The sequence below is a fragment of the Arthrobacter pascens genome (assembly GCF_030815585.1).
Lineage (GTDB): Bacteria > Actinomycetota > Actinomycetes > Actinomycetales > Micrococcaceae > Arthrobacter > Arthrobacter pascens_A.
The window spans coordinates 3,752,702-3,772,347 of record NZ_JAUSWY010000001.1; the positions used below are offsets into that span (position 1 = coordinate 3,752,702).

General features: G+C 67.4%; 15 protein-coding genes and 1 pseudogene. 7 read left to right on the forward strand and 9 right to left on the reverse strand.

What is annotated here, in order from left to right; genetic code table 11:
• Positions 1–51 precede the first annotated feature (51 nt).
• Both QFZ30_RS17275 and QFZ30_RS17280 read left to right on the forward strand, forming a co-directional pair.
• Positions 52–5,031, forward strand: a complete 4,980-nt coding sequence (locus QFZ30_RS17275; RefSeq protein WP_307080334.1) for a DNA glycosylase AlkZ-like family protein — start codon at positions 52–54, stop codon at positions 5,029–5,031.
• Positions 5,024–5,854 (forward strand): Fpg/Nei family DNA glycosylase, encoded by an 831-nt coding sequence (locus QFZ30_RS17280; RefSeq protein WP_307078296.1) that lies wholly within the window; start codon positions 5,024–5,026, stop codon positions 5,852–5,854. The genes QFZ30_RS17275 and QFZ30_RS17280 overlap by 8 nt, the downstream gene beginning before the upstream one ends.
• A 24-nt stretch (positions 5,855–5,878) precedes the next feature.
• On the opposite strand, the gene yczE is transcribed toward QFZ30_RS17280, so the two are convergent.
• Positions 5,879–6,547, reverse strand: a complete 669-nt coding sequence (gene yczE / locus QFZ30_RS17285) for a membrane protein YczE (RefSeq protein WP_307078297.1) — start codon at positions 6,545–6,547, stop codon at positions 5,879–5,881.
• Positions 6,548–6,607: 60 nt separating this feature from the next.
• On the opposite strand from yczE, the gene yczR reads away from it, so the two are divergent.
• Positions 6,608–8,203, forward strand: a complete 1,596-nt coding sequence (yczR, locus tag QFZ30_RS17290) for a MocR-like transcription factor YczR (RefSeq protein WP_307078299.1) — start codon at positions 6,608–6,610, stop codon at positions 8,201–8,203.
• Positions 8,204–8,272: 69 nt separating this feature from the next.
• Here yczR and QFZ30_RS17295 read toward each other — a convergent pair whose 3' ends face one another.
• Positions 8,273–8,791 (reverse strand): DUF4188 domain-containing protein, encoded by a 519-nt coding sequence (locus tag QFZ30_RS17295; protein WP_307078301.1) that lies wholly within the window; start codon positions 8,789–8,791, stop codon positions 8,273–8,275.
• 79 nt (positions 8,792–8,870) lie between these two features.
• On the opposite strand from QFZ30_RS17295, the gene QFZ30_RS17300 reads away from it, so the two are divergent.
• On the forward strand, positions 8,871–9,446 hold the full coding sequence (locus tag QFZ30_RS17300; protein WP_307078303.1) for a TetR-like C-terminal domain-containing protein: 576 nt from the start codon (positions 8,871–8,873) through the stop codon (positions 9,444–9,446).
• 144 nt (positions 9,447–9,590) lie between these two features.
• Here QFZ30_RS17300 and QFZ30_RS17305 read toward each other — a convergent pair.
• Positions 9,591–9,809 (reverse strand): annotated as a pseudogene (locus tag QFZ30_RS17305) (SRPBCC domain-containing protein); the annotation flags it as partial.
• 64 nt (positions 9,810–9,873) lie between these two features.
• On the opposite strand from QFZ30_RS17305, the gene QFZ30_RS17310 reads away from it, so the two are divergent.
• The gene (locus tag QFZ30_RS17310) at positions 9,874–10,833 is read left to right on the forward strand and encodes an RluA family pseudouridine synthase (protein WP_307080336.1); all 960 of its coding nucleotides are present in this window, start codon (positions 9,874–9,876) and stop codon (positions 10,831–10,833) included.
• Here QFZ30_RS17310 and QFZ30_RS17315 read toward each other — a convergent pair.
• On the reverse strand, positions 10,805–11,335 hold the full coding sequence (locus tag QFZ30_RS17315; protein ID WP_307078304.1) for an O-acetyl-ADP-ribose deacetylase: 531 nt from the start codon (positions 11,333–11,335) through the stop codon (positions 10,805–10,807). The two genes, QFZ30_RS17310 and QFZ30_RS17315, sit on opposite strands and share 29 nt — an antisense overlap.
• A 212-nt stretch (positions 11,336–11,547) precedes the next feature.
• On the opposite strand from QFZ30_RS17315, the gene QFZ30_RS17320 reads away from it, so the two are divergent.
• On the forward strand, positions 11,548–12,165 hold the full coding sequence (locus QFZ30_RS17320) for a DedA family protein (RefSeq protein ID WP_307078306.1): 618 nt from the start codon (positions 11,548–11,550) through the stop codon (positions 12,163–12,165).
• A 19-nt stretch (positions 12,166–12,184) separates the two neighbouring features.
• Here QFZ30_RS17320 and QFZ30_RS17325 read toward each other — a convergent pair whose 3' ends face one another.
• The 3 genes from QFZ30_RS17325 to QFZ30_RS17335 all read right to left on the reverse strand — a co-directional run bounded on the left by QFZ30_RS17325 (position 12,185) and on the right by QFZ30_RS17335 (position 16,299).
• A complete protein-coding gene (locus QFZ30_RS17325) occupies positions 12,185–12,490 on the reverse strand; it encodes a hypothetical protein (protein ID WP_307078308.1) in 306 nt (101 codons plus the stop codon).
• 159 nt (positions 12,491–12,649) lie between these two features.
• The gene (gene ppc, locus QFZ30_RS17330) at positions 12,650–15,469 is read right to left on the reverse strand and encodes a phosphoenolpyruvate carboxylase (protein ID WP_307078310.1); all 2,820 of its coding nucleotides are present in this window, start codon (positions 15,467–15,469) and stop codon (positions 12,650–12,652) included.
• Between the two features lie 149 nt (positions 15,470–15,618).
• Entirely contained in the window at positions 15,619–16,299 is a 681-nt protein-coding gene (locus QFZ30_RS17335; RefSeq protein WP_307078312.1) for an NADPH-dependent F420 reductase, read from the reverse strand.
• Between the two features lie 186 nt (positions 16,300–16,485).
• Between QFZ30_RS17335 and QFZ30_RS17340 the strand changes: the two genes are divergently transcribed.
• Entirely contained in the window at positions 16,486–17,322 is an 837-nt protein-coding gene (locus tag QFZ30_RS17340; RefSeq protein ID WP_307078314.1) for a DUF1684 domain-containing protein, read from the forward strand.
• 110 nt (positions 17,323–17,432) lie between these two features.
• On the opposite strand, the gene QFZ30_RS17345 is transcribed toward QFZ30_RS17340, so the two are convergent.
• Complete coding sequence (locus QFZ30_RS17345) at positions 17,433–18,659, reverse strand: acyl-CoA dehydrogenase family protein (RefSeq protein WP_307078316.1); 1,227 nt, start codon at positions 18,657–18,659, stop codon at positions 17,433–17,435.
• The gene (locus QFZ30_RS17350) at positions 18,656–19,519 is read right to left on the reverse strand and encodes an SDR family NAD(P)-dependent oxidoreductase (protein WP_307078318.1); all 864 of its coding nucleotides are present in this window, start codon (positions 19,517–19,519) and stop codon (positions 18,656–18,658) included. The genes QFZ30_RS17345 and QFZ30_RS17350 overlap by 4 nt, the downstream gene beginning before the upstream one ends.
• Positions 19,520–19,646 lie beyond the last annotated feature (127 nt).

A 19,646-nucleotide genomic window follows, 5' to 3' on the forward strand; every position in this document is an offset into this window, starting at 1 on the left:
CCAGCGGAAGCGGGATCGGCGGCGGAATCAACAGCCAGTCCGGGAACCCCCATGGGCCGTTTCAGCCGGCCCACACGAGACTGGTTCCTCGGCGCGTTTTCGGAGCCCACCCCTGCCCAGAACGGTGCCTGGGACGCCATCTCCTCCGGTTCGCACGCCCTGGTGGTGGCTCCCACCGGATCCGGAAAGACACTTGCCGCGTTCCTCTGGGCCTTGGACCGGCTGCTGGTCTCCGCTCCCGCTCCGGCTCCGGAGGTGCCCGGGCTCGAGGACCCGCCGGCGAAGGGCAGGCGCCCGCGCACACCCGGTCGCAAAACCAGGGTGCTGTACATCTCGCCCCTGAAGGCCCTGGGCGTGGACGTCGAACGAAACCTCCGCTCGCCACTGATCGGCATCACGCAGACTGCCAAGCGGCTGGACCTGCCGGCCCCGTTGATCACCGTGGGCGTCCGTTCCGGAGACACGACGGCGGCGGACCGCCGCTCGCTGCTCAGTCACCCGCCGGACATCCTCATCACCACCCCCGAGTCACTCTTCCTGATGCTTACCTCCAAGGCGCGGGAGACCCTCGCCGAGGTGGACACCATCATCGTGGATGAGGTCCACGCGGTGGCCGGAACCAAGCGCGGCGCACACTTGGCGGTCTCCCTGGAGCGGCTGGATGCGCTGTTGCCCAAACCAGCGCAGCGGATCGGTCTATCAGCCACGGTGGAGCCCCGGGAGCTCGTGGCGCAGTTCCTCGCGGGTTCCGCGCCCGTGCAAATCGTGGCACCGCCGGCGCACAAGAACTGGGACCTTACGGTGTCCGTGCCTGTGGAGGACATGTCCGATCTCCAGGGCGCAGCCGGCGCCTTTGATTCCGGACCTGCCTCCGGGCTGCAGCCGCAGGCATCCATCTGGCCGCACGTGGAGGAGAAGATTGTTGACCTGGTGCTGACCAACCAATCCACCATCGTCTTCGCCAATTCCCGGCGGCTGGCCGAGCGCCTCACGGCCCGGCTCAACGAGATCTATGCCGAACGGCAGCTGATCGCTGTTGGCGGCGGGTGGGACGATCCCGCCTCCGACGTCAGGGCAGGGTCCGCTCCGGCCGTCGGAGTCCCGGCATCCACGGCCACTCCGGCCCATATGATGGCGCAGGCGGGCAGCACCGCCGGCGCCGACCCCGTGCTGGCCCGCGCCCACCACGGCTCCGTCTCAAAGGACCAGCGGGCACTGATTGAGGATGACCTCAAGTCCGGCCGGCTTCGTTGTGTTGTGGCCACCTCATCGCTGGAACTCGGCATCGACATGGGGGCCGTGGACCTTGTGGTGCAGGTCGAATCCCCGCCGTCGGTGGCCAGCGGGCTGCAGCGTGTGGGCCGCGCCGGGCACCAGGTGGGAGAGATTTCGCAGGGCGTGCTGTTCCCCAAGCACCGGGCGGACCTCGTGCACACAGCCATCACGGTGGAAAGGATGCTGGAGGGAAAGATCGAACGGCTCAGTGTCCCCACGAATCCGCTGGACATCCTGGCGCAGCAGACCGTGGCTGCCACCGCCCTGGGCAGCATCGATGTGGAGGAATGGTTCTCCACTGTCCGGCGGTCCGCCCCGTTCGCGTCGCTCCCCCGTTCCGCCTTCGAGGCAACGCTGGATCTCTTGGCCGGCCGCTACCCGTCCGACGAATTCGCCGAGCTTCGGCCGCGCATCATCTGGGACCGCAACGCCGGGACCATCGAGGGCAGGCCAGGCGCCCAACGGCTGGCCGTGACGTCCGGGGGCACCATTCCGGACCGCGGCCTGTTCGGCGTCTACATCATCGGCACAGAGGTGGAGGGATTCGCCTCAGCCGGCGGCGACCGAAAAGGCGGCGACGGAAAAGCTGCCGCCTCGCCTGCCAAAGGCGGCCGGCGCGTGGGCGAACTCGACGAGGAGATGGTGTACGAGTCCAGGGTGGGCGACATCTTCGCCCTGGGTGCCACGAGCTGGAAGATCGAAGACATCACGCACGACCGCGTACTGGTATCCCCCGCCTTCGGACAGCCGGGCAAACTCCCCTTCTGGAAAGGCGACTCATTGGGCCGGCCCGTTGACCTGGGCCGCGCCCTGGGCGCTTTCGTTCGGGAACTGTCCGCCTCTGATCCTGGGCCGGCAGCGGAGCGGTGCGAGGCGAGCGGCCTGGACCAATTCGCCGCCAACAACCTCATCCAGTACCTGGCGGAACAGAAGCTCGCCACCGAGGTAGTGCCCAGCGATACCACCCTGGTGGTGGAGCGTTTCCACGACGAACTGGGCGACTGGCGGGTGATCCTGCACAGCCCGTTCGGCATGCCTGTGCATGCGCCGTGGGCACTCGCTGTCGGGCAGCGGCTCCACCAGCGTTACGGCGTTGACGGATCCGCGATGGCCGCCGATGACGGCATAGTGCTGCGTGTCCCCATGATGGAAGACGAACCTCCCGGAGCTGAGCTTTTCCTGTTCGACCCTGAAGAGCTTGAGCAGATCGTCACTGCGGAGGTTGGCGGCAGCGCGCTCTTCGCCTCGCGTTTCCGTGAGTGCGCCGCCCGCGCCCTGCTGCTCCCCCGCCAGACTCCCGGCAAGCGGCAGCCGCTGTGGCAACAGCGCCAGCGGTCCGCCCAACTGCTGGACGTTGCACGGAAGTACCCCACGTTCCCCATCGTGTTGGAAACAGTCCGGGAGTGCCTGCAGGACGTCTACGACCTTCCGGCCCTGAAGGACATCGCTGCATCGGTGGAACGCCGCGAGCTGCGGATCGTGCAGACCACCACCCAGCAGCCCTCGCCCTTCGCCAAATCCCTGCTGTTCGGCTATGTGGCCCAGTTCCTCTACGAGGGCGACTCCCCGCTGGCGGAACGCCGGGCTGCCGCCTTGGCGCTGGACTCGACACTTCTGAACGAGCTCCTTGGCAGGGTTGAGCTGCGTGAGCTGTTGGACGCCAAGGTCATCGAAGCCACCGAGCGGGAGCTCCAGCGCCTTGCGCCGGACCGGCGGGCCCGCGGCGTGGAAGGTGTGGCAGACCTTCTCCGGCTGCTTGGTCCGCTGGCTCCGGAGGAGGTGGCGGTCCGGCTGGCGGGCGAGGCACCAACCTCCCCGGCCGCGGCAGGAACCGAAGATGCCGGAACCGGGTACGGCGGCGGAGATCCGGACCGCGCGACGGCGGACACACCGCACGCAGGCACCGCCGTGGCCCTCTCCCACCTCGCCGCCCTGCAGCGGGCAAACCGGGCCATCAAGGTGAACGTCGGCGGAGCGGAACGCTTTGCCGCCGTCGAGGACGCCGCCCGCCTGCGCGACGCCATTGGCGTCCCCTTGCCGATGGGGGTGCCGCTGGCGTTCATCGAACCGGTGGCGGATCCCCTGGGCGACCTCGTCTCCCGGTATGCGCGCACGCACGGACCTTTCACTGCGGCCGAAGCCGCGGCCAGGCTGGGACTCGGGGTGGCCGTCATCGGCACCGCCCTGAAACGGCTCGCGACGGACGGCCGCGTGGTGGAGGGCGAATTCCGGCCGCATGGCGCTCCCTCCACAGACGGGCGGGGACAGTCGCCGGAAGAAGCGGCAGCGGAAGCAACGCCACAGCCCACCACCAGCGAATGGTGCGACGCCGAAGTCCTCCGGAGGCTCCGCCGTCGTTCCCTGGCCGCACTGCGCGCAGAGGTGGAGCCGGTGGACGCTGCCGCCTACGGACGGTTCCTGCCCGCCTGGCAGCACGTCCGGGCGCCCGGTTCCGGACGCGGCCAGCCGGCGCTGCGCGGGCTCGACGGCATTGTCACCGCCATCGACCAACTGTCCGGGGTACCCGTGCCGGCCTCGGCCTGGGAACCGCTGGTCCTGGCCAGCAGGGTCTCCGACTACCAGCCCGCCATGCTGGACGAACTCATGGCTGCCGGTGAGATCCTCTGGTCCGGGGCCGGTGCCCTGCCCGGAAACGACGGCTGGGTCAGCTTCCACCTTGCCGATTCTGCCGAGCTGACCCTCAATCCCGCCATCGAATACGAGCCCGGCGACGCGCAGCGGCGGCTTCTCGACCACCTCCGCAACAACGGCGGCGGCTACTTCTTCCGCCAGCTGACGGACGTCGCCGGCGGCATGGACTCAGTGCTTGGCGATCAGGATGTGGTGTCCGCGCTGTGGGACCTCGCGTGGGCCGGACGGATCACCGGAGACACGTTCGCGCCGGTCCGCGCCCTCATCGCCGGAGGGCACACTTCCCACCGCCAGGTTGCCCGGCCGCCCCGGGCGCGTTCACTCCGGATGAGCCGCCTGGGCCGGTCGCACGGCACCGGCCTGCTCGGCTCGCCCGGACTGAGCGGGGGCAGGTACGGATCGATGTCCGCAGCGCCGCCAACTCCGCCCATGGCCGCCGGCCGCTGGTCGGCACTGCCCCTGCCGGAACTGGACCCCACCATCCATGCCCGGGCCACGGCCGAGCTCCTGCTGGACCGCTACGGCGTGGTGACGCGTGGCTCGGTCATGGCAGAGCAGATCCTGGGTGGCTTTGGCCTGATGTACAAGGTGCTGGCCCGGCTGGAGGAGGCCGGCCGCTGCAGGCGTGGCTACTTCATCGAACACCTCGGGGCGGCGCAGTTCGCCGTCCCCGCAACCGTGGACCGGCTGCGCACCTATTCGGAGGACACCCAGCTCGCCAAGCCGGAACCGGCGGCGCTGGCACTTGCGGCTACGGATCCTGCCAACCCCTATGGCGCTGCGCTGCCCTGGCCGGCCCTCAACGTGGAGGCCGGCACGGGGCACCGCCCTGGACGGAAAGCCGGGGCCCTGGTGGTGCTGGTGGACGGTGCACTTGTGCTGTATGTGGAGCGGGGCGGGAAGACCCTGCTGGCCTTCAGCGACGACGAGGCAGTGCTGGCGGCCGCCGGCGCAGCACTGGTAGGCGTGGTGACCCGGAGGGCCGTGGACAAGCTGGTGATGGAAAAGGTCAACGGCCACGGCATCCTGGACACACCGGTGGCGGCCGCACTGTCAGCTGCGGGGGCCTACTCCACACCCAAGGGATTGAGGGTCCGTGCCTGAGGGTGACTCCGTCTGGCGGGCCGCAGCCCAGCTTCACAATGCCCTGGCGGGGCAGAAGCTCATCGCCTCGGACTTCCGTGTGCCCCGGTTCGCCACCCTCAACCTGGCGGGCTGGACAGTGGCGGAGGTGGTCCCCCGCGGAAAGCACCTGCTTATGAGGGTGCACGGGCCGGACGAGCAAAAGCTCACCATCCACTCACACCTGAAAATGGAAGGGGTGTGGCAGGTCTATCCACCAGGTGGACGCTGGAGGAAGCCCGGCTTCACGGCCCGGTGTGTGCTCCGCACGGCGGCGGCAGACGCTGTCGGCTTTTCCCTGGGCATTGTGGAGGTGGTCCGCACCGCGGACGAGGATTCGATCGTTGGCCACCTCGGGCCGGACCTGCTGGGGCCCGGCTGGGACCCGGCGGAAGCGGAACAGCGGATCCGCTCAGCCCCGGAGGTACCTATCGGCGTGGCGCTGCTGGACCAGCGCAACCTCGCGGGCATCGGCAACATCTACCGCTGTGAGGCCTGCTTCCTGTCCGGCGTTCACCCGGCGTCCCCTGTTTCGGCGGTCCCTGACCTCGGGACTTTGATGACGGATGCGAAACAGCTCCTGGAAGCCAACCTGGGACCGGGGCGGCGGATGACCATCCTCAATCCCCGCGGCATGCCCGTGGGAAGGATGGCGGGCCGCCCGGGCTACTGGGTCTACCGCCGGGAGCACCAGCCCTGCCTGAAATGCGGCACCCCAATCCGCCGGACCGTCCTGGGCAGGCCCAACGGCGAGGAAGAACGGGACATCTATTTCTGTCCGCACTGCCAGCCGCTGTTGTCCTAAGGATCGTGTGCCGCAGTTCCTGACCTACTTGACATCCGCTTCGACGGTGGCGGTTTCAAGGGTGGCAGGGGTTTCTGGTTCAACGGCATCATCGTCTCGGGCTTCGGCCGGAAGACTCGCAGGAACCATAAACCGCGGCAGCAGCAGCTGCACCAGGGGTCCGATCGCCAGGGCGTACACCACCGTGCCCACCCCCACGGAACCGCCCAGCAGCCAGCCGACACCCAGCACCACCACTTCGATCAGGGTCCGGGACACCCGGACTGACCAGCCGGTGCGCCTGGCAAGGCCTGTCATCAGGCCATCCCTGGCACCGGGGCCGAACCGTGCGCCGATGTAGCAGGCGGAGGCGATTCCGTTCAGCAGCACGGCGCCCGCCAGCATCGCGATCTGGCCGCCCAGGTTGGCGGCCTCTGGGATGAGGGCCAGGCCGACATCGGCGAACACGCCAACCAGTACGGCGTTGCACAGTGTCCCGAAACCGGGCCACTGGCGCAGCGGAATCCAGAGAATCAACACCAGGAAGCTCACGATGATGACCACCACTCCGATGCTCAGCCCGGTAATTCCGGCCAGGCCCTGGTGAAAGACGTCCCAAGGGTCCAGGCCCAGTCCGGCGCGGATGAAGATGGCCAGCGAGAGGCCATACATGGCAAGGCCGGTAAAGAGTTGGAGAAGTCTGCGAGTCATCATTTGACCACTCTGGCAGAAAACTGGCATTGAATTACATAGCCAGTCTGAGATACTGGCTGCATGTCCGGCTCTCTGAACCCCTCGGCACTGGCCCGTCTCCTGGGCACGTGGCACCTCGGTGCCGCACCCGCCTACCGCGAGCTGGCCGACGTCGTGCGTCTCCTGGTCCTGGACGGCAGGGTGCCGCTGGACACGGCACTGCCCAGCGAGCGGGCGTTGTCCGAGGCGCTCGGCGTCAGCCGGACCACCGTGACGGCAGCCTATGCCCACCTGCGCGAGGGAGGGTTTCTCAGCAGCGGCCAGGGCAGCAGGGGGCGCACCCGGATCCCCCGTTTGACCGCGCTGGGCGCTTCTGTGCTTACCGGTTCCGCGTCCACGGGTCCGGTAAACGCCAGCCTCTCAGCCGGAGACCGCCCAGCCCCTGGGCTCGCAGCCCCTGGGCTCGCCGCACCCGGGCTGGCAGCACCCGGGCTGGCAGCACCTGGACTGGCCGCACCGGAGGGACTGATAGACCTCGCGTACGCGTCGCTTCCAGCCAGCGGGGAGGTGGTGCACCGTGCGTTCGCCGCAGCCCTGACCGAGCTCCCGGCACTGCTGCCCGGGTTCGGGTACGACGCCATCGGCCTGCTGCCCCTGCGCGAGGCTATTGCGGAGCGCTACAGTTCGGCCGGTGTTCCTACTACCGCCGCGCAGGTCCTGGTGACCTCGGGCGCCCAACATGCGCTCAACATCGTGATCCGTGCCCTGGCTGCCCGCCAGGACCGGGTGCTGGTGGAGCATCCCAGCTACCCCAACGCGCTGGACGCCATCCGGGTGGCGGGCTGTCGGCCGGTTCCGGTGGCATTTGCGGCAGCCGGCCATGACGCCACCCATGGCCAAGTCCCCGTGTGGGACATGGCCGCACTGCAGTCCGCGTTGCTCCAGCAGCGGCCCAAGATCGCATATGTGGTGCCGGACTTCCACAACCCCACAGGGCAGCTGATGCCCAATGCCCTGCGCCGCCAGCTGGTCCGCGCCGCTGGGGCCGCCGGAACGGTGCTGGTGGTGGACGAGACGCTCCGGGAATTGAACCTCGACGGCGCCGCCACCTCTCACGTCGCTGCATTCAGTCCTGCCGTGGTCACCATCGGCTCGCTCAGCAAGTCCCATTGGGGCGGGCTCCGTACGGGCTGGATCCGTGCCGCCGAACCCCTTATCCAGCGCTTCGCTGCGGCACGGACATCCCTGGACCTGGGCGGCCCGGTCATGGATCAACTGGCAGCGGCGCACCTGGTCCGTGCCCTGGACGAGCCGCTGCCGGCACGGCTCGCCGCCCTACGGGACAACCGCGGAGCCCTGCTTGAGCTTCTGGCCGGCCACCTGCCCGAGTGGGAAACGCCCCTGCCTGCCGGCGGACTGTCCGTCTGGTGCAGGCTGCCGGCCCCGGTCAGCACGGCCCTCACCGTGATCGCCCCGGATTTCGGCATCAGGCTGGCTGCAGGACCGCGCTTCGGAATCGGTGGAGCCTTTGAACGCTACCTCCGCGTCCCGTTCACGCTGCCACCCGAGCACCTGGAAACAGCAGTGCTGGCTCTGCGGTCAGCCCAGGACAGGCTCGACGCCGCCCCGCAGCTCCGCCGGACACTCAAGAACGCGCCGGCCGTAGCCATCGCCTGACAGGTCGCCTTCCATCCGGTCCAGCCGCGCCGCCGCCCCCACGCAGTGCCCTGCCACCCTGCTCGCCGGCTAACCGTCCTCGGACGGCCGCCCGGCAGGGGCCGTCCCCGCGGTCCGGCCCATGCGCTGCTTTGCGGTATTGCTTCCGGGGCCCACGGGGACATGCACCGTGGCCTTGGCCAGGCCAAAGAGTGGCATCCCGTTGTAGACCACCTCGATCCCCCGGGCAGGCACCTGGTACGTCTCGTGCCAGACCCCGGCATCTCCGGTCCCGGCGAGTTCCTTCATAAATCGGCGCCAGGGTGCCAGATGAGGGGACTCCCGGTCCGCGGCGAACTTCCGCAAGTGCTCCGGACTCTCCCAATAGCTGAGCAGCATGGTGGTGCGACCGAACCACTGCTCGTAGCCGAGCATTCCCGCCGCCGGGTCCGCGGCCAGATGCTGGAGCATCCGGGGCATGGCGGCCGCCACCTTGCCGACAGTTGCGACCTTCCACCACCGGTTTGCCCTCATTCCGATCAGGAAGACCGTTACGGATTCACGTTCCGGGTCAGCGGTATAGCGGCCCGGAAATACTTTCTGCGCCATCGGAACTCCTTGCGTTCTTTGTTTCACAACCCTGTTTCATAACATTGTTACGAAACAAGGTTATGAAACAATGGACTCCATGGCAAGACCTGTAGTGCACACCGATTCCCTGAGGCAGGAGCTGTTGGCTGTCACCGCCGACCTGGTAGACCGCGACGGTCCCGGGCGGGTGACACTGCGGGATGTGGCAGCAGCTGCCCGCACCTCCACCACGGCCGTCTATTCGCTGTTCGGCGGAAAATCCCAACTCCTGACCGCCGTCGTGGACGACGGGTTCCGGTCATTCCATGACTCACAGGTGGCCGCCTCCCCAGGCGGGCTTCGGGAACTGGGCGTTGCCTACCGGGCCTGGGCGCTGGAGCACCGGGCGCTTTACAGGCTGATGTTCGGTGGCGCGCTGGCCGCTTACGTCGATTGCCAGCCCAGTCCAGAGGCTGCCGCCGATGCCATGGAGCCCCTCATGGATGCAGTCGCTTCCGCCCAGTCCGCAGGAATTCTGCTGCCGGCACCCGTGGAAATGGTCGCCGTCGCAATCTGGGGCCAGGTCCACGGCCTGGTGAGCCTGGAACTGGCACAGGTGGGGCCGCCGGACGCAGACTGGGCCACCGCTTACGGCGCAGCCCTCGACGCCCTCGCCCGCGGCTGGGCCGCCTGACGACGCTGAATCCACGAGCGGCCGCGCGGATTTTCCCGACGCGCCGATTCACCCCGCGACGCGCAAAATACCTGGCGCGGGCGAAATTTCCACCGCGCCAGGTAGTTTGCGAGTCGACCGGTAATTTGCGTCTCCTGAGCCGGGTTACGCGTAGACCTTCCCGAGGAACCCGCCCCAGGCTTTAGCCGTTGCATCAGGGTCACCGCTGCCGCTGAAGTCGTGCACTGTTATACCAACCGGAGCTCCGAATGAGTTGCGGCCGAAGAACCGGTAGAGCGCATTCGACGTCCGGAGGCCCAGGAAGTGCTCGTTGGAGAAGTCCACTTCCCCGGCAAGCCGCCCCACGCCGTCGAGCTCCAGGTCCTCGACGGTTCCCTTGCCGGGCGGCGGCCACGGCGCCGGACCGGCAAAGTAGAATGGACCGGTGATGCAATCCCCCCTCCCCGTGCGCGACGGCGTTAACGCCACCCGCCTGCGCCTGCCGGACGAGGGGCCGTGGACCACAGCGATGGACTACATGATGCACCGGTGGGGCCATATCGATCCGCAGGGCATCGAGGACAGGTTCGACGCCGGCGAGATCGTCGGTGAGGGCGGCGCACCGCTTGACCGGGCCACAAGGCTCGAAGACCACACCTTCATCTGGTACTACCGCAGTCTCCCGGCCGAGCCGCGGATTCCGGTGGAGCTGAACATCCTGCACCAGGATGAGCACCTCCTGGTGGTGGACAAGCCGCACTTCCTGCCCACCACCCCCGGCGGCACATACATCCAGGAATCGGCCCTGGTGCGCCTGCGGAACCAGCTGGCCCTGCCGGACCTGATCCCCATGCACCGCCTGGACCGTATGACCGCTGGGATCCTGCTGCTGTCCACCAACCCCGAAACGCGCGGCAAGTACCAGGTGCTCTTCGAGAAACGCCAGGTGCAGAAGGAATACGAGTGCGTTTCCGCCGCGGAGCCCGCCGCCGGGTATCCCGCCGTCGACTTTCCCGTGGTGGTGCGGAACCGGATGACCAAGTCCCGCAGCTACCTGCTGGCCGAGGTCATTGAGGGCGAGCCGAACGCGGAGACCAGGATCGAACGGCTGGAAACGTTCGACGGCGGCGCTTCCGCCGGCGCCCCCGGCAGTGCGCGGCGCGCGCTGTACCGGCTTGAGCCGCACTCGGGGAAGACGCATCAGCTGCGGGTGCACATGGCCTCCCTGGGCCTGGGCATTGTGAACGATGCGTTTTATCCTGACCTGCTGGACAAGGCTCCGGACGACTACACCAAGCCGCTGCAGCTCCTGGCTCGGGGCATCCGTTTTGTCGACCCGATCTCCGGAAAGCCGGTGGAGTACCGCAGCCGGCTGGAACTCAGCGAGGCCGCTCCCATTCGGCGTTGAACGCGTCCTCCAGCTCCCGGCTGAACAGGACAAACTCCACCAGCTCCAGCCCGTTGTCCGGATGCGAGGCAGTAAAGCCGTTCACGGCGTCGAAGGCTGCTTCAGCCACCTGCCGACCGCCCCACCCGTAGACGCCACCGCCCACGGCGGGGAAGGCGACGGAACCTGCAGCCACCGAATCGGCCACCCGAAGGCTTTCGCTGAAGCAGGAAACCAGCAGTGCCCGGTTGGTCTGCCCGGCATGACGGTTCGGCCCTACCGTGTGGATGACCCAGCGCGCCGCGAGCCGGAAGCCAGGCGTGGCCACGGCGGCACCCACCGGCAGCCCGTGCGGCAAGTCCGTGGCCCGGAGCTCCTGGCAGGCCGCCAGCAGTTCAGGTCCCGCGGCGCGGTGGATGGCACCGTCCACTCCACCGCCGCCCAGCAAGGTGGAGTTGGCCGCGTTCACGATCGCGTCCACTGGACGGGTGGTGATGTCGCCTTGGAGAATGCGGATCCGCATGCCGCCAGTTTCCCACCGGGAGCCTCTGGATGACAGGACGTTGCTGGAATATCCCGAATGCCTGCGACGACCACAGGGATCGTCCGTAGACGAACCGCCCGCCAACCCGCCTGCCGAACTGCCCGGCGCCCCCGCCCGCCGACCCGCTTTGCGCCCCGTGGCCCCGGCCCGGCGCCCCCGCGTGCCGGCCGGAAGTGCGGTACTTTGTGGCCATGGACTTTGGCAATGCTGACAGCTGGGGGACGGCGATCTATTTTTGGATCATCCCCGTGGTGCTCGGCGACGCCATCTTCCCGCCCATCCCATCCGAAATGGTGGTGATCACCGGCGGGGCGCTCTCCGCCGACGGCCGGGCCAACGTGTTTTTGGTGGCCACTTTGTCCGCGGCGGCCTCCTGGATCGGCGACATGGTGGTGTTCCAGCTCTTCAAGCGCCGGCTCAGCCATGTCCTGGACCGCTGGAACTGGGGCCGCAAAGTCCACAGCGGGATCCACCACGCCATCGCCAAGGCCGGACGCTCCTCCACGTACGGGACTATCATCGGCGCCCGTTTCATCCCGGGTGGCCGGCTGGCGACTTGCGCCGGGGCGGGGATCGCGGACGTTTCGGTCCGCGGTTTCAGCCTCTGCGCCGGCCTGGGCGCATTGCTGTGGGCCAGCTGGCTGGTAGGCCTGGGCTACTTCACAGGGTCCGCCACCAAACTCCCGTTCTGGGCCAGTTCCCTGATCGGTGTGGCGCTGGGCCTGGTGATCGGCGTCGTCGTCGGAATTATTGTGACGCGCAAGCGCGGCACCCGATCGCCCGTGGACGAACCCGGCGGACCGGCCTGAACTTCCTCCTGGGCCGGAACTAGACCGGCGTCCAGCGGCCGCGGTTGCGTCGCAGCAGCATCAGTGAACCGGTCAGCGCAACGCGTTCGACGGCGTCGCGCATCATGGCTGCCGATTCGTGCGCCTGCTGGTTCTCACCGCTGTATTCGGTGGGCTCAACGAGGAACCGGAGGTTCAGTTGCGGAACTCCGCCCGCGAGCTGCAGCTGGTTGGACTCCACGTGGTGACGCGTTTCCAGTGCCTCCACGGCGGCAGCCATCACGGATTCGGGCAGGTTGCCGGGCTTCAATCCGGTGATCTTCAGGCGTGTCTGGAACGAAGGCATGCAAACCACCCTAGCTAGCCGGCCCCCGAAGACTTCAAACGCTCTCTCACTTCCTGCCGGAAAAACCCGAACCCTCTCTCACTTCCTGCCGTTTTTCCCCAACCTTCTCTCACTCGGTGAGAGAGGGTTTGGGAAAAACGGGCGGAAAGTGAGAGAGCGTCACCCGGTGTTGCGCAGGCCGGCGGCCACCCCGTTGATGGTGATCAGCATGGCGCGCTGGAGCCGTTCGTCGATTTCGGACCCGCTTACACCTTCGTCCTCAGCTGCCTGAGCCCGCACTCGGCGCAGGAGCTCCACCTGCAGGTAGCTGATGGGATCCAGGTACTGGTCACGGATTTCGAGGGAGCGCTTGAGGGTGGGCTGGGCATCCAGGAGCAGGTTTTCACCGGTGAGGTTCTGGATCTCGGTGACGGTGAGCTCATATTCCTCGCGGATGTCGCGGAAAATGTGGTGAAGCTCCTCCGGCACGAGGGTGGCCACGTAGTACCCCGCAATGTCCAGGTCGGTTTTGGCGAGGGTCATTTCCACGTTGGAGAGGACCGAACGGAAGAAATGCCAGTTCTGCATCATCTCCACCAGCTGGGCGGAGTGCCCGGCCTCGCGGGCAGCCTTCAGGCCCGAGCCCACGCCGTACCAGCCGGGCACGATCTGCCGGGACTGGGTCCAGCCGAACACCCAGGGGATGGCCCGCAGCCCGCCCAGGCCTGCGCCCGAGTCGGGGCGTTTAGACGGCCGTGAACCGATGTTCAGCGATCCCAGCTGCTCCACCGGGGTGGATGCCAGGAAGTACGCCGGCAGGTCCGGATCATCGATCAGCTTGCGGTACCGGTCAAACGCTCCGTCGGAAATGGTCTCCATGACGTGCCCGTACCGCTCACGCTGGTCCTCCGAGGTACGCGGGCTGCGGTGCAGGGCCGATCCCTGGAGCACGGCAGCCAGGGAAAGCTCGAGGTTTTCGCGGGCCAGCTCCGGCAGCGAATACTTGTCCGAGATGACCTCGCCCTGTTCGGTGAACTTGATTTCACCTTCCAGCACACCGTTGGGCTGGGCCATGATGGCGTCATAGGTGGGTCCGCCGCCGCGGCCCACGGAACCCCCGCGGCCGTGGAACAGCCGCACCCGGACACCGTGCTTGGCCGCCACATCACGCAGTTTCCGCTGGGTCTTGTGGATCTCCCACTGGCTAGTCATCACGCCGGATTCCTTGTTGGAGTCCGAGTAGCCCAGCATGACTTCCTGGACGTCGCCGCGCAGCCGCACCAGCTCGCGGTAGGACGGATCGGACAGCAGCCGGTCCACAATTTCCGCCGACGCCCGCAGCTCCTCCACGGTCTCCAGCAGCGGCGCAAACCCGATCTTGGCGTACTGGGAATCGCCGAACAGGTTCACCAGCCCGGCTTCGCGGGCCAGGACTGCTGCCGCCAGGACGTCGTCTGCGCCACGCGTCATGGAAATGATGTAGGTCTCGATGACGTCGGGGCCGTAGGTGCGCAGGGCGCGGCGGATCTCGCGGAAGACGTCGTACGTGGCATCGGCAACGCCGTCGAGCTTAATCGGATGCCCGGACAGCGGGCGGCGCGAGGCGAGCTCCGACCCCAGCACTTCAAGGCGCTCCTCGCGGCTCAGCTCCGCGTACAGAACGCCGGGACCACCCAGCCGGTCCATGAGCTGGCCGACGGCCTCATGGTGGTGGTCGGCGTGTTCGCGGATGTCCATGGTGGCCAGGTGCAGGCCGAAGGAGGCCACGGCACGGCGGACACGTGCCAGGGCGCCATCGGCAACGAGCGACGCCGAGTGGTTCCGGAGGGACAGTTCCAGCAGTTCCAGGTCGGCCAGGAGTTCGTCGGTGGCGTTGTAGTCGCGGCCGTGCTCGTGCGAGGAATCCGAGGCCACGCGTTTGCCGGTGTTGATCAGCTTGGCCTTGATGCAGGTCAGCTTGAGGCGGTAGGGCTCCTGCGCGTTGAGCTCCAGGACCCGGCGGTCCAGGCCGGGCAGCATCTTCAGGTCGGCGTCGATCGAGTCCAGCAGTTCCTGGTCCGCGCCGGCCAGCGAGGTGGAGTTGGACAGGACCGAGATCAGTTCGTCGATCATGCCGATGCTGATCCGTACCGCGTGCTGGTTCTGGATCTGCAGGATTTCGCGGGTGACGGCCGCGGTGACGTTGGGGTTGCCGTCCCGGTCCCCGCCGATCCAGGAACCGAACCGGATGGGGGCGTTCTTGGATGCCAGGCTCACGCCGTGTTCGCCCAGCAGCTCGGACAGTTCCGTGAGCATCTCGGGCATGGCGTCGGTGAGGATGCTGCCCAGGTAGTAGATGGCGTTGCGGGCTTCGTCCACCGGGGTGGGACGGACCTGGCGGAGTTCGTCGGTCTGCCACATCTGGTCGATGATTTCGGAGAGCTGGCGGTCCTGCCGGCGACGTGCGGTGGTGCCTTCCTGCGTGGGCTGGGCCAGCACATCGGAGAGCTTGCGGATCTTGTCCAGGACAGAACGTCTGGAGGCTTCGGTGGGGTGGGCGGTGAAGATGGGGCGGACGTCCAGCCGGTTGACCACTTCCTGGAGCACCACGGGCCCCGCCTGTCCCGCGATATCGGCCACGGCCTTGGCCAGCCAGCCGTCCTTCTCCTGGCGGGTACGCAGGCTCCGGACCCGGTGGACCTGCTCCGCCGCGTTGGCCAGGTGGAAGTAGAACGCAAAGGCGCGGACCAGGTCCGTTGCCTGCTCGATGGGCAGGGAGCCCAGCAGCTCGCGGACCTGGGCGACGACGTCGTGCGCGCTCCACGGACCAGTGGCGTGGGCGCCCCCTTTGGCCGCTTCCTTGGATTCCTTGGTGAGGAGGCGAACCTGCTCCACCAGGTCCAGGAGCTCCGGCCCGTGCTGGCGCACCAAGGATTCACCCAGCAGGGTGGAGACGCGCCGGACATCAGCCCTCAGCTCGGAGGCGAGGTCGGTTCCGGAATTTATTGCAGTGTCAGCCATGGAAACTATCTTTCGAGGGTTCGGACTTGGCTCGTACACTGCGCTGGATACTGTGAGCCGCGTTACTAGCTAAAGATGCTACCCGCAGGGGGCCGTCGCCGGGGAATCCGTCAGGTAGTGTGACGATGCGACTTCTGCCCGGGCGCACATCAGCGAACGATCTTGAAGTTGAAGTCCAGCGTTCCCAGCACACCGTAGAGGCGCAGCCAGACGGGCAACATCATCTCCGCACCGCGGGCAGTGGTGATGTCGCCGAGGTCAATGATGTCGCGGTGCCCCAAGGCCTGAAGGAGCTCACTTACTGCCTTCTTCGCCTCGGCGTCATCCCCGGACACGAACACCGAGTGGTCCCCTCCGGCAAGCCGGCCGGGATCAACCATCAGCCCCGCGTTCATGGTGTTGAGCGTCTTGACCACGCGGGCATCCTGGAACGACTGCTGGATTCTCTCACCCAGGCTTTCTGTGTTAACCGGGTTCAGCACCGGCGGCATGCCTTGGGAAAAATCGAGCGCGTTGGACACGTCCATCAGCACTTTGCCGGCCAGGTTCGCGGATCCGGCTGAGCTAAGGGCGGCGAGCGTCTTCGCGCCCTCTGTAGCGTTGACCACGAGGTCCCCGGCAGCGGCAGCATCCGCGAACGTCTCCAGGGGGATGTGCTGGTTCCCGGCGTGCCATTCGCTGAACGGCGGTTTGCCCATGGAGCCTGGGCCGCTTCGCGCAAACGTAGCCTGCGGATCGCGCGTGCCTAGGACCACAATGTGGCCCAGTCCGGACAGGGCGCCCGCCAGGGTCCTGCCGACGGTGCCCGTGCCAAGGACTGCGATTTTCATATGCTCCTCCGTTTTCAGCTGGCGGGGCTCAGCTGGCGGGTTGAAGCAGGTCACCCGCCCGCCTCCGACGTTACTCCGAGCGAGCGGGATGACAAGTGCCACTGCCGGCCGACGCCCCCGCGTGGTGGAATGAACGTCGTCCGCCCAAGGTTGTTAATTGGGCACCACAACCGCCCAGGAGGAACCGTGAGCACACCCGCAGCTGCCCAGCTGGAACGCTGGCAGCGCTTCCGCACCCACCGCAACAAAGCCCTCGCGGCGGACCACGGCTGGCTGACCCTCACATCCTTCGAATGGCTGGATGCCCAGCCATCCGGCGTCGAACGTGCCCCGGGCCTGTGGTCAACGGACGGCACGACGGCGGCACTCACCGCTGCGGCGCAGGACGGGCTGACGTTCGTGGAGACCGGGGAACCCGTGGATGGGACCATCACGGCAACCCTCTTTGATGAGGAATCCCTGATGTGGGTGCAGTTTGGCGGCGCCGACGGCAGGCAGGTGGTGGTGGAGCTGGCCATGCGCGCGGGCCGGTATGCCATCCGCACACGGGATGCCAGCTCACCCGTCTTCACTGAGTTCGACGGAGTGCCCACGTTCCACTACAACCCGGACCTCGTCATCGAGGCCGGTTTTGAGGCGTACCCCGAGCCCGTGCCCGTGCCGATCGGGACAGCCAACCCGCTGGTGGACGGCGTGCACTACTCCGTGGGCGAGGTGGTCTTTCGACTCCCGGGCATCGTGCATGAACTGCGGCTGCATGCCGAGGAGGAAAAGCTCGGTGCGCTGACCATCACGTTCCACGATGAAACCAACGGAGATACGACTGATGAGTGGCGCAAAGTGTCCACCGCCAGGCCACGCGTCGACGCGTCCGGCAAGGCCACGGTCATCCTGGACTTCAACCGCGCCATCAACTACCCCAGCGCGTTCACCCCGTACGGGACCTGCCCCATGCCGGTGAAGAACAACAGCCTTGACGCGAGAATCGAAGCCGGGGAAATGCAGCCCGGCCTCGCCCACTGACTGGGCGCGAACTGGCGCCTAATACCCCCAAACCGTCGTTTTGAGGGCATCAGCTGCCAGTTCGCGCCGGAGGACGGGGGCCACAAGTCCCGCCCGCGCAGGGGGGCGGGTCACACAATGGCGGAGACCCCGGTGACGGCACGGCCAACGATCAGGGTGTTGATCTCGAACGAACCCTCGTACGTGAAGATGGCCTCGGCGTCGGCGAAGATCTTGGCCATCCGGTAGTCGGTCACGATCCCGTTGCCGCCAAGGATGGACCTGCCCATGGATACGGTCTCGCGCATCCGGGCGCTGATGTAGGACTTGGCCAGGGCAACCTGCGGCATGTCGGCCTCGCCTGACTCCTGCAGCTGGGCGAGCCGGGCCATCATGCCCATGCTCGCCACGGCATTGCCCAGCATGGTCACCAGCTGCTGCTGGATGAGCTGGAACTTCGCCAGCGGCCGCCCGAACTGCTGGCGTTCGACGGCGTATTGCCGGGCGACGTCGAAGGCCGCCAGCTGCTGCCCTACCGCCTGCCAGGCCACCATGATCCGCGATCCGCGCAGGAGCTGGTTGGTGTCGTCAAAACTGCCGATGCCGGCGAAACGGTCGGCCTCGGCGACACGCACCTCCTGGAACTCAATGTCTGCGTTCTGGACGGTCCGCAGGGCGATCTTGTTCTCGATCCGGCGCCGGCTCACCCCCGGCAACGAAGCATCAACGATGAACGCGCGGACGGCACCGTCCTGCTCATCCCGCGCCCATACCAGCATGTAGTCGCAGAACGTCCCATTGCCGATCCACCGCTTGGCGCCGTTCAGCACCCAGCAGTCGCCGCCGTCGTCGGCCTCCCCCGTCAGCCCTGAGATCCGCCGCGCCCGTGTCTCCATGCCGCCGGCAACGTCGGAGCCGTGGCCGGGTTCGGTGAGGGCGAAGGCGCCGGTGATGCGCAGGTCCGACGCGTCCTCGAGCAGCCGTTCCTTCTGCTCCTCCGAACCGAAGGCGTAAAGGGACTCCACAAACAAGTCGTGGTGGACCAGGAAGAACGTGGCGATCGAGGTGTCCACGCGTGTCATCTCGGCGATGACCAGTCCCGCGAAAAGGTGCGTATAACCGCGCTGGGCCGGAGTGCTCAGCTTCAGGCCGGCGAGCTTGGGGAGGATGTGCGCGGGAAACTCCGCCTTGTTCCACCACTCCGAGGCGTACGGGGCGATCTCCGTGGCCAGGAAGTCCCGCAACTCGGCGAGCTTGATCCGTTCCTTCGCGCTGAGCATAGATTCGAAGTCGAAGAAGTCCGCGGTGGGCAGGTCCCGGACAGCCGGACCGGAGGCAGGCACGGGCGCCAGGTTCATTTGGGACCCATTCTGAGGGCGCCGTCCAGCCGAATGGTTTCCCCGTTAAGCATGGCGTTCTCCACAATGTGGGCCACCAGGTTGGCGAACTCGGCGGGCCTGCCAAGCCGGGACGGGTGCGGTACCTGCTGGCCCAGCGAATCCTGGACCTCCTGCGGCAGGCCTGCCATCATGGGGGTTTTGAAACTGCCCGGCGCGATGGTCACCACCCGGACCAGCGAGCGCGCCAACTCCCGGGCCAGCGGCAGGGTCATGGCGGCGACGGCACCCTTGGATGCGGCATAGGCGGGCTGCCCGATCTGCCCGTCGAAGGCCGCCACGGACGCCGTATTGATGATCACGCCCCGCTCCGGCCCGCCCAGGTCGGTGCTGGCCGGTTCCGTGGACACCATGGCCGCGGCAGCGAGACGCAGCACGTTGAACGTCCCGATCAGGTTCACCTGGATCACCCTGTTGAACGTGTCCAGCGGCAGCACCCCGTCGCGTCCCAGCACCTTGCCGGGGGTCCCGATTCCGGCGCAGTTCACCACGATCCGCAGCGGTCCCAGGGCGGCGGCGGTGTCGACGGCGGCCTGCACCTCGGCGTCGTCGGTGACGTCCGCGGGGGCAAAGACGGCGGTCGGGCCCGTGCGGCCGGGATCGTCCGCGCCGGGGACAGTGGTGCCGGGGACAGTGGCGCCGGGGACAGTGGCGGCACCTGCCGGCAGCCCGTTCAGCTCGTCGGCAAATGCCGCACCGGCGGAGGACGGAAGATCGATCAGCACCACGGAAGCTCCGGCGTCGAACAGGCGCCTGGCGGTGGCGGCTCCCAGCCCGGAGGCCCCGCCCGTAATCAGCGCGACGGTACCCTTGATGTCCATACATCCTCCTTGATGCGAGCCCCTGCGATGCCAACCCCGCGCGGAACATTGGTTAGTGAATGTTAACTGAAATGGCGGCGGGCCGCACCACCTGGCCCCACAGCCGGGAGAATCCGGCGCCCGCCCC

Coding starts and splice junctions, on each gene's coding strand:
- QFZ30_RS17350 (WP_307078318.1), bottom strand. CDS start 19,519: ATGGACATCAAGGGTACCGTCGCGCTGATTACGGGCGGGGCCTCCGGG.
- QFZ30_RS17275 (WP_307080334.1), top strand. CDS start 52: ATGGGCCGTTTCAGCCGGCCCACACGAGACTGGTTCCTCGGCGCGTTT.
- QFZ30_RS17320 (WP_307078306.1), top strand. CDS start 11,548: ATGGACTTTGGCAATGCTGACAGCTGGGGGACGGCGATCTATTTTTGG.
- QFZ30_RS17310 (WP_307080336.1), top strand. CDS start 9,874: ATGCAATCCCCCCTCCCCGTGCGCGACGGCGTTAACGCCACCCGCCTG.
- yczR (WP_307078299.1), top strand. CDS start 6,608: ATGTCCGGCTCTCTGAACCCCTCGGCACTGGCCCGTCTCCTGGGCACG.
- QFZ30_RS17335 (WP_307078312.1), bottom strand. CDS start 16,299: ATGAAAATCGCAGTCCTTGGCACGGGCACCGTCGGCAGGACCCTGGCG.
- QFZ30_RS17325 (WP_307078308.1), bottom strand. CDS start 12,490: ATGCCTTCGTTCCAGACACGCCTGAAGATCACCGGATTGAAGCCCGGC.
- QFZ30_RS17300 (WP_307078303.1), top strand. CDS start 8,871: ATGGCAAGACCTGTAGTGCACACCGATTCCCTGAGGCAGGAGCTGTTG.
- ppc (WP_307078310.1), bottom strand. CDS start 15,469: ATGGCTGACACTGCAATAAATTCCGGAACCGACCTCGCCTCCGAGCTG.
- yczE (WP_307078297.1), bottom strand. CDS start 6,547: ATGATGACTCGCAGACTTCTCCAACTCTTTACCGGCCTTGCCATGTAT.
- QFZ30_RS17315 (WP_307078304.1), bottom strand. CDS start 11,335: ATGCGGATCCGCATTCTCCAAGGCGACATCACCACCCGTCCAGTGGAC.
- QFZ30_RS17295 (WP_307078301.1), bottom strand. CDS start 8,791: ATGGCGCAGAAAGTATTTCCGGGCCGCTATACCGCTGACCCGGAACGT.
- QFZ30_RS17345 (WP_307078316.1), bottom strand. CDS start 18,659: ATGAACCTGGCGCCCGTGCCTGCCTCCGGTCCGGCTGTCCGGGACCTG.